14 protein-coding genes are annotated in these 19064 nt (G+C 52.4%); 2 read left to right on the top strand and 12 right to left on the bottom strand.

The genetic code is table 11. The features are described from left to right. Positions 1 to 207: 207 nt before the first annotated feature. Positions 208 to 609, top strand: coding sequence for a secondary thiamine-phosphate synthase enzyme YjbQ (locus KB559_RS11290; RefSeq protein WP_211021877.1), 402 nt, complete (start codon positions 208 to 210; stop codon positions 607 to 609). Between the two features lie 174 nt (positions 610 to 783). Here KB559_RS11290 and KB559_RS11285 read toward each other — a convergent pair whose 3' ends face one another. The 3 genes from KB559_RS11285 to KB559_RS11275 form a co-directional block, all read right to left on the bottom strand. After that, on the bottom strand, positions 784 to 1380 hold the full coding sequence (locus KB559_RS11285; protein ID WP_211021875.1) for a TetR/AcrR family transcriptional regulator: 597 nt from the start codon (positions 1378 to 1380) through the stop codon (positions 784 to 786). A 5-nt stretch (positions 1381 to 1385) separates the two neighbouring features. Beyond that, on the bottom strand, positions 1386 to 2018 hold the full coding sequence (locus KB559_RS11280) for a YigZ family protein (protein WP_211021873.1): 633 nt from the start codon (positions 2016 to 2018) through the stop codon (positions 1386 to 1388). A 103-nt stretch (positions 2019 to 2121) separates the two neighbouring features. After that, the gene (locus tag KB559_RS11275) at positions 2122 to 3477 is read right to left on the bottom strand and encodes a glucose-6-phosphate isomerase (RefSeq protein WP_211021871.1); all 1356 of its coding nucleotides are present in this window, start codon (positions 3475 to 3477) and stop codon (positions 2122 to 2124) included. A 180-nt stretch (positions 3478 to 3657) separates the two neighbouring features. Here KB559_RS11275 and KB559_RS11270 point away from each other — a divergent pair, with 180 nt between their 5' ends. Beyond that, positions 3658 to 4554, top strand: a complete 897-nt coding sequence (locus tag KB559_RS11270; protein WP_211022183.1) for an NAD(P)-dependent oxidoreductase — start codon at positions 3658 to 3660, stop codon at positions 4552 to 4554. A gap of 144 nt (positions 4555 to 4698) precedes the next feature. Here KB559_RS11270 and ppnP read toward each other — a convergent pair whose 3' ends face one another. The 9 genes from ppnP to KB559_RS11225 form a co-directional block, all read right to left on the bottom strand. Continuing rightward, complete coding sequence (gene ppnP, locus KB559_RS11265) at positions 4699 to 5022, bottom strand: pyrimidine/purine nucleoside phosphorylase (protein ID WP_211021868.1); 324 nt, start codon at positions 5020 to 5022, stop codon at positions 4699 to 4701. Positions 5023 to 5056: 34 nt separating this feature from the next. Continuing rightward, positions 5057 to 7081, bottom strand: a complete 2025-nt coding sequence (gene tkt, locus KB559_RS11260; RefSeq protein WP_211021866.1) for a transketolase — start codon at positions 7079 to 7081, stop codon at positions 5057 to 5059. A 156-nt stretch (positions 7082 to 7237) separates the two neighbouring features. Continuing rightward, positions 7238 to 8443, bottom strand: coding sequence for a response regulator (locus KB559_RS11255; protein ID WP_211021864.1), 1206 nt, complete (start codon positions 8441 to 8443; stop codon positions 7238 to 7240). 2 nt (positions 8444 to 8445) lie between these two features. Beyond that, entirely contained in the window at positions 8446 to 10209 is a 1764-nt protein-coding gene (locus KB559_RS11250; RefSeq protein ID WP_211021862.1) for a sensor histidine kinase, read from the bottom strand. Positions 10210 to 10293: 84 nt separating this feature from the next. Continuing rightward, complete coding sequence (locus tag KB559_RS11245) at positions 10294 to 11118, bottom strand: carbohydrate ABC transporter permease (RefSeq protein ID WP_211021860.1); 825 nt, start codon at positions 11116 to 11118, stop codon at positions 10294 to 10296. Between the two features lie 15 nt (positions 11119 to 11133). Further along, positions 11134 to 12024: a carbohydrate ABC transporter permease gene (locus KB559_RS11240; protein ID WP_211021857.1), complete on the bottom strand. Its 891-nt coding sequence runs from the start codon at positions 12022 to 12024 to the stop codon at positions 11134 to 11136. An 89-nt stretch (positions 12025 to 12113) separates the two neighbouring features. Continuing rightward, positions 12114 to 13466: an extracellular solute-binding protein gene (locus tag KB559_RS11235; RefSeq protein ID WP_211021855.1), complete on the bottom strand. Its 1353-nt coding sequence runs from the start codon at positions 13464 to 13466 to the stop codon at positions 12114 to 12116. 482 nt (positions 13467 to 13948) lie between these two features. After that, positions 13949 to 17056 (bottom strand): VWA domain-containing protein, encoded by a 3108-nt coding sequence (locus KB559_RS11230; RefSeq protein ID WP_211021852.1) that lies wholly within the window; start codon positions 17054 to 17056, stop codon positions 13949 to 13951. Further along, a complete protein-coding gene (locus KB559_RS11225) occupies positions 17040 to 19028 on the bottom strand; it encodes a vWA domain-containing protein (RefSeq protein ID WP_211021850.1) in 1989 nt (662 codons plus the stop codon). Before KB559_RS11225 ends, KB559_RS11230 begins: the two co-directional genes overlap by 17 nt. Positions 19029 to 19064 lie beyond the last annotated feature (36 nt).

The following is a 19064-nucleotide window of genomic DNA, read 5'->3' as shown; positions in this document are numbered from 1 at the left end:
CCTTTCGCCTGCTTATCATATATACTTAAATTTATTTATTCTTATATACTTACTTGGTTTTATGGTATAAAAACACTTTACCAAACCCGCTCGAATGCGTCAATAAATTTAAATATCCCCCTTCATGTTGGAGGTTCAGGCGACTATGGGTACAATACAGATATAGAAAGCTTAGTAAATCGGAAGACAAAGGAGAGCTTATCGCTTATGCTGCATACCGTGGAACTGTCAACGTCCAAGCGGGACGAAATGCGCGACATTACACGCGAAGTCATTTCGCTCGTTCATAAAAGCGGGGTTATAGACGGAGTTGTCGTTATCTATTGCCCGCATACGACAGCAGGCATCACCATTAATGAAAACGCCGATCCCGATGTCAAACATGACGTCCTTCTCAGGCTCGACGAAGTGTATCCCTGGAACCATCCGAAATACAAGCATGCGGAAGGAAACACGGCCTCCCATCTGAAAGCGATCACGACCGGTTCATCACAAACCGTAATCATTCATGAAGGAGAATTGATGCTAGGCCGCTGGCAGGGAATTTACTTTTGTGAATTTGACGGTCCCCGGCACCGCCAATACCTTGTCAAAATTATGGAGGGATAATAAAACAAAAGACGCGGATCTCCCTGGAGAAACGCGTCTTTGTTAATATGGGCAAATCCTGCAAAAGTTCATTATCACGAAATGGAAGTCCGTTACGTTATTATAGTAATGTAATAAAGGAGTACAGCTATGATAGTGTGAACGAGTAAAGTATGCGCGGAAAACAAAAACGTCTTATGACGTTAATCGGTAACTGCTTTGACTTAACATTTTGACGTGGGCAACGGCAGCGGGCATTATTTCTTCGAAGGTCAGGTGATCCTGAATGTAAAACGAGATAAATCCGTGTATTCCCAAAAACATACTAAGCGGAAGGGACGGATTGCTCTCAAGCGGGTGCCTTTCCTCTCTCAAAAAACCGCGGATAATCTTGTCAAACATATCAAAGCACTTGGCCTGCTCCGACTTGCAATATGCCAATATTTCTTCGTCCCTGAGCATAAACATGATTTCATACTGATGCGGATGCTCCAGACCGAATTTGATGAATTCCAGCATCAGTTGTTCCGCTTTGGTCAAACCTTCGGTCGGCGGGCGTTTCGTCACCTGTTCGCATAACCGGGCCAGATGATTGAAATCCTGCACGACGATGGCATAGAACAATTCCGCTTTTTCCTTGAAATGATAGTAAAGAGAACCGTGGCTATAACCTAAATGCTGCCCGATGCTCCTCATGGAAATCCCGCGATATCCTTTCGTGATAAACAGATGTCTCGCGGCATCCATAATTCTTTCCCTCGACAATTCCTGCTCTACTGCTCTTCTAGCCATAGGCATTATTCCCCTTCAATAAAGTAAACCTTGTCACCTTCCGTCATTACAGCCTGCCCTTGCGTCATATCGGTCATCCAGTCTTTAAAGCTCTCCGTCTCTTCGTTGAGCGGCAGACAAAGCAATGTAACCTTGTCGGCAAACCCGGTTTCACCAGTGCGAATCCCCCGGTTTCTCAGCTCATTTTCGGCTTTTCCAAGCCAAGTGTAGTCCAACTCGACAAATACTTCGCGATGCAGTACGCGGGTGATAGATTCCCCCGCTTCGATGGCGGCAACGGCTCCGTCCGTATAGGCGCGGATCAATCCCCCCGCTCCCAGCATAATGCCTCCGAAATATCTCGTTACGACAATGGCAACATTCTTTAGACCCTGATTCCGGATCACTTCCAGGATCGGCTTGCCGGCCGTTCCGCTCGGTTCACCGTCATCCGACTGCTTCTGGATCTCGTCTCTTTCGCCGATCATATAGGCCGAGCAATTGTGGGTAGCATTCCAATGCCGCTTCTTGATCTCTTCGATAAAGCTGACGGCTTCTTCCTCGCTCTCCACCGGCATTACATGCCCGATAAATCTCGACTTCTTGATGACGATTTCCTTGTCTCCGGCTCTGCGAACCGTTTTGTAACGTTCCAACATATGACTCCATCCTTATGAATGTGCCAAGAAGCAGCCCAACCGGTTGACCCCGGTGAACTGCTTCCTGGCGGCTTTATTCCTGCCCTTGGTGAAAATAATACGATTATTCGGAAAGTCTCGCTTCAAGTTCCGCTTTTTCTTTCTCGTAACCCGGTTTGCCCAGCAAAGCGAACATGTTTTTCTTGTAAGCCTCTACGCCCGGTTGATCGAACGGATTGACGCCCATCATGTAACCGCTGATACCGCAGGCCTTTTCAAAGAAGTATACCAGATAACCGAAGGAATATGGAGTCAAATCAGGAACATTGACTACCAAATTCGGCACCTGTCCGTCGGTATGCGCCAACAAAGTGCCTTGGAAAGCCTTCTTGTTGACGAAATCCAATGTTTTGCCTTCCAGGAAGTTCAATCCGTCGAGGTCGGCCGGATCGGATTCGATCGTAATATGGCTTGGAACTTCGGTCACTTGGATGACGGTTTCGAAGATATTCCGATTACCTTCCTGAATGAATTGTCCCATGGAGTGCAAGTCGGTCGAGAAGTCGACGGCTGCCGGGAAAATACCCTTGTAGTCTTTGCCTTCGCTCTCGCCGAAAAGTTGTTTCCACCATTCCGATACATAATGCAGGGAAGGCTCGTAATTGACGAGAATTTCCGTTACTTTACCTTTACGGTACAATGCGTTGCGGACCGCAGCATATTGATAGCTTGCGTTCTCCGCCAGATTCGGATTGCTGAATTCTTTGGCCGCGTCAGCCGCGCCCTGCATCATATCTTCAATGCTGATGCCTGCAGTGGCAATCGGCAACAGGCCTACTGCTGTCAATACGGAGTAGCGTCCGCCCACGTCGTCCGGAATTACGAACGTTTCGTAGCCTTCTTCGTTCGAAAGCTTTTTGAGCGCGCCCTTCTCCTGGTCGGTCGTTGCATAGATCCGTTTACGAGCTTCTTCCTTACCGTATTTCTTCTCCAGCGCTGCGCGGAAAATACGGAATGCGATTGCCGGCTCCGTCGTCGTACCCGATTTGGAGATGACGTTGACCGAGAAATCCTTGCCTTCGATAAGGTCGAGCAAATGATTCACGTAAGTGGAGCTGATGTTGTTGCCCGCAAAGTAAATTTCCGGAGTTTTGCGTTTATCCTTCGGAAGCATGTTGTAGAACGAGTGAGAGAGCGATTCGATCGCTGCGCGAGCGCCGAGGTAAGAACCGCCGATACCGATCACGATCAGCACTTCGGAATCGCTTTGAATTTTGGCCGCCGCTTTCTGAATACGGGCGAATTCTTCTTTATCATATGCCGTAGGGAGATCGATCCAACCCCGGAAATCGGAGCCGGCGCCTGTCCCATTATGTAATTGTTCATGAGCCGCACGGACTTGGGCTTCCAAGTTATCCACTTCGTGCTGCCCTACAAATTGCAAAGCTTTGCTGTAATCAAACGTCACTTTTTTAGACATGTTGAAAAATACCTCCATCTATTTATTTAAGACTCACTGCCTATCCTTGGACAACCATTGTAACAACTTGTAACTAGGATACTGTAAATTTCCAGCGAAAACAAGGCGCAATGTGCAGGTTTCCGGCCTGCATGGTAAAATAATTAAATGCTGTTCAATTCTTTTTAGAAGGTGACTACTTTGAAAAAAATCGGTTTTATCGGATTGGGAACGATGGGTGCTCCAATGGCCGCTAATTTACTCAAGCAAGGCTTTGAGGTTACCGTATATAACCGGACGGCGGCAAAATGCGAGCCGCTGGCTACACTCGGCGCAGCGGTCGCCTCAACCCCGAAGGAGGCAGCGTCCGGCGCAGAGACGGTCATTACGATGGTCAGCAACGATGCTTCCATCGCAGCTGTTTATGAAGGCGCAGACGGCGTGTTGGCCGGACTTAAGCCCGGCACGACGGTGATCGACTGCAGTACGATCTCGCCCGCGCTTGTGAAGAAGCTGGCCGGTCTGGTCGTTGACCTCGGAGGCGTCTTCCTTGATGCCCCTGTGACCGGCAGTTCTCCAGCCGCCATCGACGGCAGCCTCGTCTTCATGGTCGGCGGTGATGCCGAAGTTCTCGCCAACGAGATGGACATTTTTGACTGCCTCGGCAAAAAAGTTCTCCATATGGGCGAGAACGGCACCGGAGCAGTCGCCAAGCTTGCACACAATACGATCGTTGGCATCAACAACCTGGCGCTCGCCGAAGGCTTCTCCATCGCGGCGAAATCCGGATTGCCGGCAGACCGCTTCCTCGAGCTCGTCCAGCTTGGCTCGGCCGGCAGCAAAGCCGCCGAACTGAAGGGGCGCAAAATCATCGAGCATGACTTCACCAACCAGTTCTCGCTCGCACTGATGCTGAAGGATCTGAAGCTCGCCTCCTCGCTTACGGACGGAGCAAACATTCCTTCTCCGATGCTGAACCTGGCCAAAAGCCTGTTTCAGGCAGGGCAGACCGAAGGCTTCGGGGACGAAGACCTGTCTGCCGTTGTCAAGATTTACGAAGCCTGGATCGGCCAAAAGATCGGCGATCGTCATCAATAGTTTTCCTGTTATTTTGAAACACGTTTTAGAAAAGGCAGGTACAGCGCTCAGCTTGTACCTGCCTTTTGATGTATTAGAACTTGATCGAGATAATCGAAGCCAGGCAATGAGCCGGCATCAAGCCGATAGACCGGCCTGATGCATTTAAGCCCCTGATCCGTAGGAGCAGCAGTAATCCGTTACGCTACGGACTTCCAGCTTGAAGGAAGCGTTGGCGGGCACGGTGAACGTGCCGCGGCCGCTGATTTCCCTCCAAAGCGTTTCGCCCGGAAGCAGAACCTTGAGGTCGCCGGACAAAATGTCCATCACTTCAAGCGAGTCCGTCCCGAATTCGTACTCTCCGGGAAGCATGATCCCGAGCGTGATTTTGCTGCCGTCCGGAAGCCATACGCTCCGGCTCGTTACTTTGCCGTCAAAATAAATGTTGGCGGCTTTGTCTACAGTTACATTTTTCAATTGCTGCTCCACGTTTCCCGCTCCCCTCAACGGTAAATCGAATCCCTTACTTCAATTGATCCTTCACATGTTTCACTACATTTTCAACAGTGAATCCGTATTCTTCAATCACTTTGTCCCCAGGCGCGGAAGCCCCGAAAATGTCGATGCCGATGACGGAACCCTTCTCGCCTGCGTAACGCTCCCAACCGAACGGATGCGCCATTTCCACGGCAACGCGAGCTTTGACTTCCGGCAGAATGACGGAATCCTTGTAAGCCTGATCCTGTTTGTCGAACAGATCCCAGCTTGGCAAGCTGATAACGCGCACGTGAATGCCTTCTTCAGCCAAAGCCGCTTGAGCTTTCACAGCAAGTTGTACTTCGGAGCCAGTAGCGATGATTTGCGCTACCGGTTTGCCGTCCTTCGCATCGGATACCACATAGCCGCCGCGTTTGATGCCTTCGCGAGCAAGCTCAGCTGTTTTCTCCAGAATCGGCAGGTTTTGACGAGTCAGCACCAGTGCTACAGGGTTGGATTGGTTCTCAACCGCAAAAGCCCATGCAGCCGAAGTCTCGTTGCCGTCTGCAGGACGGATGACCGTCAGACCAGGAATGATGCGCAGGGAAGCAAGCTGCTCGATCGGTTCGTGAGTCGGGCCGTCTTCACCTACAGCGATACTGTCATGCGTAAGCACGTAAGTTACAGGCAGCTTCATGATCGAAGCCAGACGAACGGCCGGACGCAGGTAGTCCGTAAATACGAAGAACGTGCCGCCGAATACTTTCAATCCGCTGTGGAGGGCAATCCCGTTCATCGCAGCAGCCATACCGAATTCGCGAACCCCGAAATACAGGTTGCGACCTTCGCGGCTTTGCGCCGTGTAAACAGGGAGACCCTTCAGGTGCGTCATTGTGGAGCTTTCCAAGTCAGCGGACCCGCCGAGAAGCTGCGGTACGCCGCCAGTCAAACCGTTCAGTGCATTACCGGAAGCCACGCGAGTCGAAACCGCTTTGTCTTCGGCGCTGTATTTCGGAAGATCCTTGTCCCAGCCGGCAGGAAGCTCGCCAGCTACCGCTTTTTCGAATTGAGCGGCAAGTTCAGGGTATTCCGCTTTATATTTAGCGAATGTTTCGTCCCAAGCCTTGTTTGCAGCGATGCCGCGTTCCTTCACTTTTGCAAAGTGTTCGCGCACTTCTTCAGGCACATAGAAATCTTCTTCATAGACCCATTTGTAGAATTCCTTCGTCAGCTTCGCTTCGTCAGCGCCGAGCGGGGAGCCGTGCGTACCGCCATGGCCGCCTTTACCTTGCTTGTTCGGGCTTCCGTAACCGATAACCGTCTTCACTTCGATCAGAGTCGGACGGTCGGTGTCGCGTTTGCCCTCTTCGATTGCGGCTTGGATAGCATCCAGATCGTTGCCGTCTTCAACGCGCAGCGTTTGCCAGCCATAAGCTTCAAAACGTTGTCTTACGTTCTCGGAGAAGCTGAGGTTCAATTCGCCGTCCAGCGAGATATCGTTGGAGTCATACAGGAAGATGAGTTTGCCAAGTTTCAGATGACCAGCAAGGGAAGCTGCTTCGCTTGCTACGCCTTCCATCAAATCGCCGTCACCGCAAATGCCGTAAGTATAATGGTCGATCACTTTCAGATCGCCCTTGTTATAAGTTGCCGCAAGCTGGGTTTCGGCCATTGCCATACCGACAGCCATGGCGATCCCTTGGCCGAGTGGACCAGTAGTAGCGTCAACGCCAGCCGTATGTCCGAATTCCGGATGGCCCGGCGTTAAGCTGCCCCATTGACGGAACTGCTTGAGCTCCTCCATAGGGAGATCGTAACCGGACAAATGAAGCAGGCTGTATAGCAGCATGGAACCGTGTCCTGCGGACAATACGAAACGGTCGCGGTTAATCCATGTCGGATGGTCTGGGTTATGGTTCATCGTTTTGGCGAACAGTTGGTACCCCATCGGTGCCGAACCCATCGGCATGCCGGGGTGGCCGGATTTCGCTTTTTCGATCGCATCGATCGCAAGGGTACGGATCGTGGTGATCGACAAATTTTCAATGGTGTTGTTGTCTGACAATGGCATTTCTTTTCCTCCTTGGTCATGGAAAAATTCTTGTGCACAAAGAAAGGCTTAAGCTTGCTAAGTAAAACATTCAAATTGAAATGATCATTTTGACTTTATCTATTGTAACACTTCATGCATCCGTTTTCCATACCCATCTTTGACACTTGCTACCTCTTATAGCTTTCCCTCTCTTGGCACAAGAATATTTATGTTTTGCTGCTGACGGTATTCGGTAGGCGTCATCTGGACCCGTTTCCTGAAGACTTGGGTAAAGTGGCGCATATCCTGATAGCCGACGCGCTCGGCGACCTCCGCCAGCCGGAGCTTCGGGTTCATGAGCAGCAGCTTGGCCTGCTCAAGCCGCAAGGTCGTGACGTATTCCTTATACCCCTGACCTGTGATTTGCTTGAACAGCTGGCTGAAATAAGCCGGATTCAAAAAGACCGCCGCAGCGGTTTTTTCTAAGGACAGATCCTCGCAATAATGCTTTTTAATATACTCCAGGGCGACATCGATCGCTTTCTCTCCGCTCCCTTTTAGCGGCTCCAATTCGGAAGCCTGGGACATGCAAGCCTGTCTCATCTGAGATACCAGCTTAGGTATCATCTTTATGTCGCGGTTTTGTCCGGACACGACGATCTGAAACGGCACTTTCAAGTAATGGGACAAATGCGCCTTGACCTTCTCTTGAAAATCCTCGATTCCGCCCCGTCTCTCAAGTGTGAACAAACCTAGCAAACTTGTTTGGTCATAGCTGATGACAAAGCCGCGCCCATGCCCGTCGATCAACTCCGATAACACATTCTCCACGATAAAATGCTCCAGCCTGACGCTCCGATCCCCGGCATTCATCTGGACGAGCAGCAGATAATAATCATGATATTCCTGGATAAAAGAGCCCATATCCAGATTGCCGACGTCCAGTCCGAATGCCAACCGTTGAAACACGCCTTCCCGTAAATATTTCAGGTTGGCTATCAGCCGCGCCCGCTCTTTTGATTCTTCGCTTTCAAGAGCGATTTCCTGAGCAAGGCCGGCAATGACCTCATAGAGCCGATCCTTACCGATCGGCTTCAGCAAATAATCCCGGGCTCCCAGCCGCACCGCCTCCTGAGCATAGGAAAACTCGCTATGCGCCGAAATCACGACCCATTTCACATGAGGATATTTGCGCTTCATAATCTTCATGAATTCCAGCCCGTTGATTCCCGGCATCAAAATATCGGTCAACACGATGTCGATCCGCTGTTCTCCCATCAGCTTGACCGCTTCCTCTGTCGATGCCGCCACATAAAGTCCAAAATCCGGCCAATTCCTCCGGATGCTCCGCCGGACGCCTTCCCGGATCGCCCTTTCGTCGTCGGCAATTAAAATGTCCAAGCTCATCGCTCCTTTCCTGCCGGCGACAGCGGCATGACGATCGCAACCTGCGTCCCTTTTCCGGGAGCGCTTTCGATTTGCAGACCGCCGGCTTCCCCGAACATGTACTTCAGCCTGCGATGCAAATTCTGCAAGCCGATCCCCGTCTTGCCCGTCTCTTTCGGCCCCTCCTGATTTAACGACAGCTTCAACCGGTTCAATTGCTCCGGGTCCATTCCGTTTCCGTTGTCTTCTACGATAATCTTTAAAGCATCATCCTCTTGCAGCGTATAAACCTTCAATTTTCCACGTCTGCCTATCGGTTCCAGACCATGCTTCACCGCATTTTCAATGACAGGCTGCACCGTCATTTTCGGCAGCCGATAATCAAGCCAGCGCTCTTCCAGCTCCGTTTCAATCTGAAGCCGCCCCTCGAACCGGATTGTAATGATCTTCAAATAATGGCCGGTCTGCTCCAGTTCCTCGCGCAGCGTGACTTCCGCGCCTTCCTCCCACTGGCTGCTATAGCGGAACATCGAGGATAGGGACAGTACGAGTTCCCCGAGCGGATCCTCCCCTTTTTCATCGAGCATCCAGTAAATCATGTCCAGCGTATTGTACAAAAAATGCGGATTGACTTGGGATTGCAAAGCGTGGATTTCGGCGTTTTTTTCGCTGACCGACGAAATTTTCACCCGCTCAATGAGCTCCTCGATCCGGTTGACCATCCTGTTGAAGGAAGCAACAAGAATATTAATTTCCTGATAGGAAGATACTTTCAACATCCCCCGGAAATTCCCGATCTCCACCATCTTCATCTCCCGGATCAGTTTTTTGAGCGGGGAACTGAACGACCGCGAGATGATAGAAGCGATTAGGGCAGATACTAGGATAAGGATCGATATAACGATGATCAGGTAACGCTTCATCTCCACTAATTCCACATTGAGGTCGCGATTCGGCGTCATGCTGGCAACGGACCAGCCTGAGAACGGCAGTCTTGAAGCGACGATCAGATGCTTTGAATCCTGCTGCACGAGAACGTTGCCCGAAGGGGCATCAAAGGGCAGGCTTTCGAGTTCCGGCGGCAGCTCCTTACCCGAGGACACGGCGCGGCCATCCTGGGATACCAGAAACACCTCGCTATGTTCACCCAGCTTCAAATTATCAAGGGCATTCAAAATCGGCTCCGGGTTCATTTCATAGAGCACGATGCCGATTGGTTTATGCTCATCCAAATCATAGATTTGCCGCCCAAACGAAAATACGGGGCTATCCTCCACTTGATCGATCAAGGAATGCTCGTACACGCCGAGCCAGACCATTTTTCCCGATGAATCCTTCAACTGCCGATACCATTCCTCTTCCCGATAATTCGGCTTGACGACGTTCATATAATTTCCGTAGTTATATACTTTGCCCTTATTGGTGATCACGTGGATGCCAACCAAATCATCCCGCGAATAAAATATAGCTCCGATAATATTCGTAATTCTTTGCTCGTTAATAAATTCTACCGCCGGCTCATCGCTGGTTTCATTCAACAGCCGGATCATTTCGAAATTGTTGCTGAGCGATTTGGATAGACTGTCGTAGCCCTGATACATCAAACTGAACAATCCCGCGGTTTGAGCCACGTTTTTTTGCGATAAATCGCTTATTTTTTCGTGAAACTGATCCGTAGTCCGATTGTAGTAAAGCAGGCTCACTACGAGCACACAGCCGGACATGCAAAAAAGAAACAGCAAAAACAGGCGATGGTGTATGGAACGAAAACCGGTAGGCATGGATAACCTCCTTCCATCGATGTTTTGCTGCTCTTCTATTATAAATAAATAGGTTAAAATTGTAACGATAGATCCACTTATTCATTAGCCCTTTACCGCGCCTGCAACCATCCCTTTCGTAATTTGTCCCGACAGGAAGAAATAGATCAGAATGACGGGCAGCGCCCCCATCACCAGAAACGCGCCGATGTTGCCGTAATTGACGGAATACTGGCTGACGAAGGTGTAAACCCCGAACGGCAAAGTTTTCAATCTCTCGGAAGAAATAAATGTCGCCGCCAAAATATACTCGTTCCAGATCGTGATAAAGGTCAGAATGCACACGGTCATCATCGGCGGAATGGATACCGGCACAATAATGCTGCGGAAAATCCGGTAAATGCTCGCTCCGTCAATATAGGCCGACTCCTCGATCTCAGGAGGAATGCCTTTCATGAATCCGCTAAGGATAAAGACGGCGATCGGAGTGGAGAAGGCGATATAAGGCAGAATCAGCGATAAATGCGTGTTCAAGATATCAACATTTTTGAAGATGACCATCAGCGGGAGCAGGGTTGCCTGCATCGGGATCATCATGCCCATCAAGAAAACGGTCATCACCACCGTGCCGTACTTCCAGCGAAACCGGGAGATCGCATAGGCCGCCATGGAGCTTAGGAGTAATACGCATATCATTGTAACCCCGGTCACCAAAACGCTGTTGGACAAATATTTCAAATAATTTCCCGCCTCATAAGCTTCTTTGTAGTTCTGCCATTGAGGTGCATTCGGTAGTGAAAAGAAGCTCCCGTCCAAGATCTCCTCATTCGTTTTCAAAGAATAGAACAGCAACCAAAGCAGCGGGTAAAGCTGGGTAACGACAGGGATTGCGAACAGGAGATACACGACTCCTATTTTTAAATTAAACATATCGCGCACTCCTTCCTAGCTGTATCTATTTTCGAGCTTATTGAAAAATAAATTGATAACGACCGTGAACAACAGGCATACCGCTACGAGGAAGGTCGCAATCGCACTGCCGTACCCATACTTCAAGGACAAGAACGAGCTGTTGTACATATGCGTTGAAATGACGTCGGTCGCATGAGCCGGTCCTCCGCCTGTCATGACCATGACCATGTCGAAGGCCTGCAACGAGCCGATAAAAGCAAGAACTATCGATATTTTAAAAATCGGAACTATGAGCGGCATCGTAATGAAACGATCTGCTTTAAAGCCTTCGGCTCCGTCGATTTTGGCGGCTTCATAAATCTCTTCCGGTATATTGGTTACCCCGGTATATTGAATCAGCAAATGGTATCCGAAGTACTGCCAGAGCGAAACGAGATAAATACTGTACATAGCGATGCTCGGCTCCGTCAGCCAATTATGCGTCCAGCTGTCCAAACCAAGGGAGACCAGCACGCCGTTCAGCATGCCGCCCATGGAGGTAGGGTTATAGATGGTTTTCCATAGCTGGCCGATAATAACGACTGATAAAATAACGGGCGTAAAATAAATGGACGCCAGTCTGCTGCCATTTTTCAAATAACGGTGCAGCAAAATCGCCATCCACAAACAGAGCGGAATTTCCAGCATGGAGGCCAGCGCGTAGAGCAGCGTCCGTCTGACCGACGGCCAGAAAACAGGATCATTCGCAAACATATCCCGGAAGTTGGCCAGGCCGATAAATTCCGCATTCGCGATGCCGTCCCATTTTAGCAGTCCGCTATAAAAGGAAACCAGGATCGGTACAAAAACAAGGCACACATAAAGCAGCAAACACGGCAATACGAAGACGGCTATTGTTCTGGCGGGTACCTTGAGAACTTTCATTTTATTTCGCCCCTTCATATAAATTCGATGCGGAGAAGCACGAAGCTGCCCCGCATCGACGGTATAACGCGCTCGGAATCCGTGATTCCTTATTCCTTGTTGGCCTCAAAAGCCGCTTGATGCTCTTTCGCCACTTGAGCGGAGTCAACCTTTTGTACGAAGAGGTTCTGGATGCTGCTGAGATGCACTTGGGCCGTAGCCGGATTCATCGTATTGTCAAACGCCAGGTCGCCGCCTTTAACGTTATTGAACAGCTCTGCGACCTCGATCGCCAGATCGGAATAACCGGCCGCCTTCAGGTCACCGTCCACTTTTTGGCCAAGACCGACCGCATTTTTAAATTCAAATTGCTTCTTCGGAAAATTGAGAGCGAAGTAGTTAAGGAAGTCTTTCGTTTCTTGCAGATGCTCGCTGTTTGCGGATATGGCGAACGCACTGCCCGGCGCCAGCATAAATTCATCAGGATCGCCCTTGCCGTTTACGGTCGGGAATTGGAATGCTCCAACTTTGCCCGCCACGGAGGAAGCATCGATCGCTCCGGTCTCCCAGGAACCGATCACCCACATGGCCGCTTTGCCCGATTTAAAAATATTGCCCCCGGCATTGGCATCGATCGAAGTCGCTCCGTCCGGGAACGCGCCGGCTTGTACCAGCTCCTGGAAGCTGTCCACCGCTTCGATGAACGCAGGATCTTCAAATGTTTTTTTGCCGTCCATCACATCCTGCAGGAATCCGGGACCTCCATTCGTGCGGAGCAAAATATTCATGAACAGGAACGAACCGGTCCAGGAGTCCTTCTCCCCGATCGCAAGCGGGGTAATTCCTTTTGCTTTTAGCGTTTTAACTGTGTTCAGGAATTCTTCATAAGTTGTAGGAGTATTGGCGATTCCGGCTTGCTCGAACAATTCCTTGTTGTAATACACGACTTCAATATTGTTGCCGTCCGGCAGGGCGTACACATTGCCATCGAAGCTGTAGTAATCCAGCAATCCGCTTTGGTACGTATCCTTCAGCCCGTTTTGATCCAGCATATCGTTCAGCGGCGCGAACAATTTCGCATCTACGAACGGCTTCATTTGCGCCGCCGGGTTGACGATCGTGATGTCCGGCACTTCCTTGGAAGCGGCTTGTGTTTTCAGTTTTACTTTTTGCTGGTCCGTATTGAGCGTATCCAGTTCGATGTGGATATTCGGGTGATCCGCCTCATACTGTTTGACCAGTTCATTTAATGTCTTGTGCGAAGGGGTCGTCGGGTCCGGATAAATGTTTTGGAAAGTAATTGTGATCTTCTTGTCACTGCTGCTGCCTTGCACAGCCGCGCCATTGTTTTTCTCGGTTGCGGCGGTATCGCTCTTGCCGCTATTTCCGCAAGCCGCTAGACTTAGCGCCATCACTGCGGCCAAGATTACCGCCAATGGCTTCAATGCTGCTCTTTTTACCATTCATTCATGCCCCCTAGATTCAAGATAGGTCAATTATTGCTCCCTAAAACGCTTTCAACAAGGCGTGAAATTTGGGATTCAGGTTTGTTTTTTTCAGGTATCATGCGAAAGAAGAAAAACAAAAACAGCCCCAAACAATTGGAGCTGTTGGTACAAGCATATTCAGATGGATGTAATAAGGACAGCCTGTATTACGAAAATGTCCGCCTAGTGTGGAAAAAACCTTTAATTTGTCTTTCAAAGAGTGGACACTTTTCCGTGAAAGAGATATCAGCGCCTCGGGTCTAGCAAGTCCGTATATAGTATTAATTATGATGAAGGGTATCTATATATGGATTAGATGGCTTTGAGGGTCTCTACTCTCCTTTTGTCCTCTTTTGAAAAGACATTTTGAGGTTTTGTCCACGAAGGGAGGACAAAGGATGTATTTAGCATAATATCGCGGTAAATCGCCCAGTCAAATCGAAATAAAACCTGCGAGACTAGCGCCGGCCGCGCCGTTTGGCATCCAAAAGGCGGCCAAGACGATCGCTCCCCGTCCCGCCCTGGGACGATGTGCCGTTTTGGTCAGGCTCGGCCGTCTCCCGCGGAGGGGAAGGCGGTGATGATGGGCCTGGAGCCTGGGGACCGGCCGAGGGCGGAGAGGGCTTGGCCGTCGGCGACATGGTCGGTGGCGACGGTGCGGCCGGTGACGGAGCGTTACGCGACGGCGGCTTGGCCGTCGGTGACATGGTAGGCGACGAAGCAGCCGATGGCGGAGCGGGACGCGACGGCGATTTGGCCGTCGGCGACATGGTCGGCGACGCCGTCGGTGCAGCTCCCGGCTGGGCCGCGGGTCCGGACGCAGGCGGCATGCCGCCGCGTTCCGTGCCGTCGCCGCCCGCGCCGTAAAAGGCGGCCGCGCGCGATTTACGCGCGGCGAGCCGGGCGAGCCCGGCATCCGCGGCAGCGCCTGCGGATGCACCGGGCTGCGCAGCCGCCGCAAGCGCGCGGGCGCGGCGGCGCCAAGGCATGGCCGCGGCGATGGCCTCCGCCACGCGGCCCCAAGGCAGCGCCAGACGCCGCACGGCGACGTCGGCGAGCCAGAGCAGGAGCGCCGCAGCCAGCAGCGGGCGCTCCCAGCCGCGCAGCGACCGCGTCGGCTGCGCGGTGAACTGGAACGCCGCCTCCGGCTTGTTCCAGTCCAAGACGCGGCCGCCGGTCAGCTCGGCCAAGGCCTGCAGCGTATCTTCCGGCTCGGCCGGGGGCAGCCGGTATTCCGGCGAATACGGGATGACGAAGCCGGTTCCCTGCATCCCCGCCGTTTCACCCTCATCCCCGTCGGCTCCGCTCGGGTTCCGGAGCTGAAGCAAGAAGGATCCCGAAGACCTCACCGCCATACTCCCCTCGTAAACGCCCGGGGAAACCTGGGTGAGCGGGACGCGCTCCTCGCCTCCGTCTTCCCCGCTGACCAGCGCTTCAAGCTCCTCGGGAGCTTCGGCGCCCTCTGCCGTCACTTCGAAGGTCACCTCATTACCGTTGACGGTAGTGTTGACTTCATAAGGCGAAGCCGCAAACTGCGGAAACGTCCACTTCACCATATCGGCGAACAATCCGGGAAAACGGCTCCATTTCACGAAATCGCGTGACCATTTGCCCGTCAGATCGCTGGTCCAGGCCACGGTCCGCCCCGATCCGTACTGCCATCTTGCCAGCAGCGGGTCCGGTTCCGGGCTGGACAATACCGTTTGGGCCGTCATTTTCGGTGTTGCAGCTACGTAGCCGTAAATGCTGGGCAATCCGTCCTGAAACCAGCCGCTCCAGTCCCCGGGCTGAACAATAGCGGGAACAAACGGCTTGTCCACAATATAGGTTCTGGCGATCATGGCCGCCTCCCGGCTAAAAATAGCCGGAAGCGTCGTTGCGTCCTTCACAAGGTAATACCGTCCCTTTGCCCCGGCGGCCAGACTTTGCAGAAGATTGACATCGGCATCGTCCCCCACGGCCACGGTCGACATCGTGATTTTCCCGTCCGTCATCGTCTTCAGCAGGTCATCATATCCCGAATTCACAGCGGATTGTCCGTCCGTCAGCAGAATAATATGCTTTCGCTGGGCCTGAACGTTCAGTATTTCCTCCGTAGCTGCCGATACCGCCGGAAAAATATTCGTTCCGCCCGCGCTTGGAATACTGTTTATTTTTGCGATTACGCCGTCTTTGTCATCCAGCTTCTGCGGCTCGACCACCCACCAGGGCTGATCGTCAAAAGCCACCACGCCCACCGTATCCTTGGGCCTTAGCAGCTCCACGGTGCGGATCGCCGACTCTTGAGCCAGCTTCAGCTTGTCCCCTCCCATACTGCCTGAACGGTCGATCACGAGGATCAAGCCCAGCGAGGGGATTTCCCGCTTGCCTTCCAATTCCATGGATACGGGAAGCAGCTTCTCGATCGGGGTTTTGAAGTAACCGCCCATTCCGAAGCTTTCCTCCCCGCCGATCATCATGAATCCGATGCCGTAAGAACGGACCGCTTGTTCAATCAAATCCATCTGCTTGCCGCCGACCTGTTCACCGGAGACGTTATTAAACAAAATGCTTTCGTAACCCGCATACTTAACGAGCTCCGACGGCAGCATGCCCGGGCCGATCACCGTATGATCGATCAACCCGGAAGCCAGGGCATTTTCCAGGTTGGAGGAGGTTCCTTGCTTTCCCTCAACAATTAACACCTTCGGGCTCCCCGTAACCCGGGTGATTGCATAACTGGCATTGTTCGCCGATTGCTCGTCGCCGTCCACATAGATTTCTGCACGGTAACGGTGCAAGCCCGGATCTTTGGCCAATCCCTGGAGCGAAAAAAGATTCTCCCCGCGTTCCAGTGTGACGTTCTGCCTTCCGATCTCCCGGTTGTCCTCATACAAACGAAGCTCTCCGGCTCCGGCAAACGTACTTCGGATCAGCACTTCAAAAGCAAACGCCTCCGCGCGGTACAGCTTCTCAGGTACATGAAAAGCCTCTACCGCGGCATCATTCAACTCCGGCGGCACCGCCTTCAGCACGTCTACCGCTATTCCTCGTTCCTTAAGCATAGCCGCTTCCGTAAGGACGTTTCCGACATTGTTCTCCCCATCCGATATGAGCACGATGCGCCGGTTTTCCCCGCCTCCGAACTGGCTGCCTGCAAGCTGTAGTCCTCCTGCCAGATTGGTGAACCCGGAGTTCACCGCCGCTTCGGATCTCCCCCCGGAAACGGGTGCGGTATCCAGATTTTTCTCGACGGCCGCATCCAGCCCTACGGCTACCGTTCCGACGCGGTCATCCGGTCCTTTTTCGGCGCCGGCCCTATTGATCCAGTCCCATACGGGATCCTGGTCCATCATACTGGCGGAACGATCCGCCAAGAAGATGATTTCTTTGTCCTTCACCAAAGTAAATGTATGAAATCCCGCCAACACAAGCACCAGCAAAGCAATAATCGTCGTACGTAAACCGACGGCCCACTTCCTGCGGCCCCCCTTCAGCCTGAAGTCGGTTCGATAAGCATAGAACGCTCCGATGGCAAGGGGAAGTAACAGCAGCAATACCCAGGGATGATCAAATTGAACGCCCACGCTGATACACCCCCCATTCCACTAAAATAACAAGCAGCGCCAAGAGCGCGGCAGGGTAAACCAGCGATTGCCTGCTTTTGGAGATCAGGCTGTCGGACTGTCCGGATTGCCTTCCGTTCTCCATCTGAACAGCACCTTCAACAGGCCTATCCGAAAGGTTTCCTGCTCCCTGGAGCGGCTGTATGCCTTCAAAAGCGGATTCCGCCGGGTCGGCCGTTACTTGCACCAAAAAATTCCGTTCTTTCGCACCTTCCGATCCCTTAACTTCAAGACGCCACAATCCCGGAATGCCGGGAGACGTTTGACGGGAGGAGACCACGCCTTGCTTCCGCTCTGCCGTTACCTGCTCCGCCCCGGCCTGCAAAGCAAAGCCCTCCTGAGGAATCCAGGTCCCCTCGATATCATCAGCAGCGACGGGAAGATCCAACTTGGCTCCGGCCATGACACGCCCAAGACCGGTAGCTTGCCCGGTTCGCAGCCACTCCACCGCATTGTTCACCAGAATCGGAAACTCGGGACGCAGCGGAAGATCGCTGTCCTCAAGCGCAAACAGGAAAACCAGCCGGGCTACTCCCTGATCTTTTCCCGCATAAGCCGCGGGCAGGCTGCCGATTTTCAGAAGAGGTTCTCCCCATACAGGAACCTCCCTCTTCAACAATTGCCCTGTCGGCGCCTCAGATAATGACAAGTAACGAGTTACGGGATGACTTAACGTTTCCGTTTCCGCGCTTTCCGGCTGCGCTTTCTCACCTCCGCCTCCCCAAGTCCATAGCGGGGTTTCTTTCAACAGATTTCTCCATGCACCCTCCCGTGCGAAATCGGGCTCCGCACCATCGATGACGATGATATCAGGCTTGGCGTCAGGCAATGCCGGAGCTCCGGAACCGCCATTCTTGCCGGTAGAAGCACCCGGATCCATGCGCGTAACTCGGGACCCGGTCAATTGTAGCGCTTTTTCCAGAAATAGATTTCCGGAAGAAAGCAGCAGTATATTGGCCGAATCCGCCTTCTCGCGAAAGGCGTACGCTTCGTTATCCGGTGCGTAGGCATCCCCGCCGCTCAACGACAGCCTATACACTTCGGCCGAATCAAGCCGCTCGAAAGAAACCGTTGCGCTCTTCCCGCCTTCTACAACCACTTGATGGGTGGCCAACAAATGTCCGTCTCCATACAAGTCCAGCGAGGCCTCCGTTTTATCCTTCCGGTAGTTCTTCACGACGGCGACGCCCGAAACTCCGCCTTCCTCCCCGTCTTGCCTAACCCCGAATTGAACGATGGCGGTATTGCCCGCCTGCTCATCTTGAACGGAGTTCACTTGAACCGGAACATCAAATGCGACGTTCCCGGAGCCGGAAACATCGGGCCACTGGCCGTCCGTATAGATCGCGACGCTTGCCTCCGGGTCGTTCCAGGTCAGCGCAGAAGCCAGGGACAGCGTCTCACGATAGGCCGCTTTTCCATAATCCGCAGACAACTCGGAGACGGCTTTCTTAAGCGCGTCCTTGTTCTTTTCCCTGGATAGCAGGACCTGAGGTTGACTTCCAAGTCTCAGCAGAGTCACCTCCTGGCCCGAAGACATCCTTTCTATGTCCTCTCTCAGCTGCTTCTTCATCCGGTCCAAATTCGTATCCTGCATATCCTTATCCCGCTCTGCCGCACCCCAAACCGCGCTCATGCTGGCCGACGTATCGGCAATGATTACCGTATGTCCCTGGCTCCCGCCCCGGACCCATACGAAAGGCAGCATCAGCGCGACTACCAGCAGGGCTGCGGCTAGCAGCTGAAGCCAGAGAAGCAGCCGGTTTTGAAGCTTCTGCCATGGCCGGTTGGCCTCTATATTGCGGAGAACCCGATCCCACAGCAAATGGCTCGGAACGATCGTATCGAGATATTTTCGCTTGAATAAATACATGATGACGATGGCCGGCAAAGCCAAACCGAACCATAAACCTGCCCAAGAAGCAATCCCCATTACGCTATCCCTCCATCCCTGCTGTCCTATTGATCA

This window comes from Paenibacillus sp. Marseille-P2973, from assembly GCF_018101095.1.
Classification (GTDB): Bacteria; Bacillota; Bacilli; order Paenibacillales; family Paenibacillaceae; genus Fontibacillus; species Fontibacillus vini.
Note: the sequence above shows the minus strand (reverse complement) of the source record. Positions and strands in the feature narration are given on the sequence as shown.

What these genes read in the sequence shown, in the direction of transcription:
- KB559_RS11290 (WP_211021877.1), top strand. Translation starts at nt 208, where the DNA reads ATGCTGCATACCGTGGAACTGTCAACGTCCAAGCGGGACGAAATGCGC.
- KB559_RS11285 (WP_211021875.1), bottom strand. Translation starts at nt 1,380, where the DNA reads ATGGCTAGAAGAGCAGTAGAGCAGGAATTGTCGAGGGAAAGAATTATG.
- KB559_RS11280 (WP_211021873.1), bottom strand. Translation starts at nt 2,018, where the DNA reads ATGTTGGAACGTTACAAAACGGTTCGCAGAGCCGGAGACAAGGAAATC.
- KB559_RS11275 (WP_211021871.1), bottom strand. Translation starts at nt 3,477, where the DNA reads ATGTCTAAAAAAGTGACGTTTGATTACAGCAAAGCTTTGCAATTTGTA.
- tkt (WP_211021866.1), bottom strand. Translation starts at nt 7,081, where the DNA reads ATGCCATTGTCAGACAACAACACCATTGAAAATTTGTCGATCACCACG.
- KB559_RS11250 (WP_211021862.1), bottom strand. Translation starts at nt 10,209, where the DNA reads ATGCCTACCGGTTTTCGTTCCATACACCATCGCCTGTTTTTGCTGTTT.
- KB559_RS11245 (WP_211021860.1), bottom strand. Translation starts at nt 11,118, where the DNA reads ATGTTTAATTTAAAAATAGGAGTCGTGTATCTCCTGTTCGCAATCCCT.
- KB559_RS11240 (WP_211021857.1), bottom strand. Translation starts at nt 12,024, where the DNA reads ATGAAAGTTCTCAAGGTACCCGCCAGAACAATAGCCGTCTTCGTATTG.
- KB559_RS11235 (WP_211021855.1), bottom strand. Translation starts at nt 13,466, where the DNA reads ATGGTAAAAAGAGCAGCATTGAAGCCATTGGCGGTAATCTTGGCCGCA.
- KB559_RS11225 (WP_211021850.1), bottom strand. Translation starts at nt 19,028, where the DNA reads ATGGGGATTGCTTCTTGGGCAGGTTTATGGTTCGGTTTGGCTTTGCCG.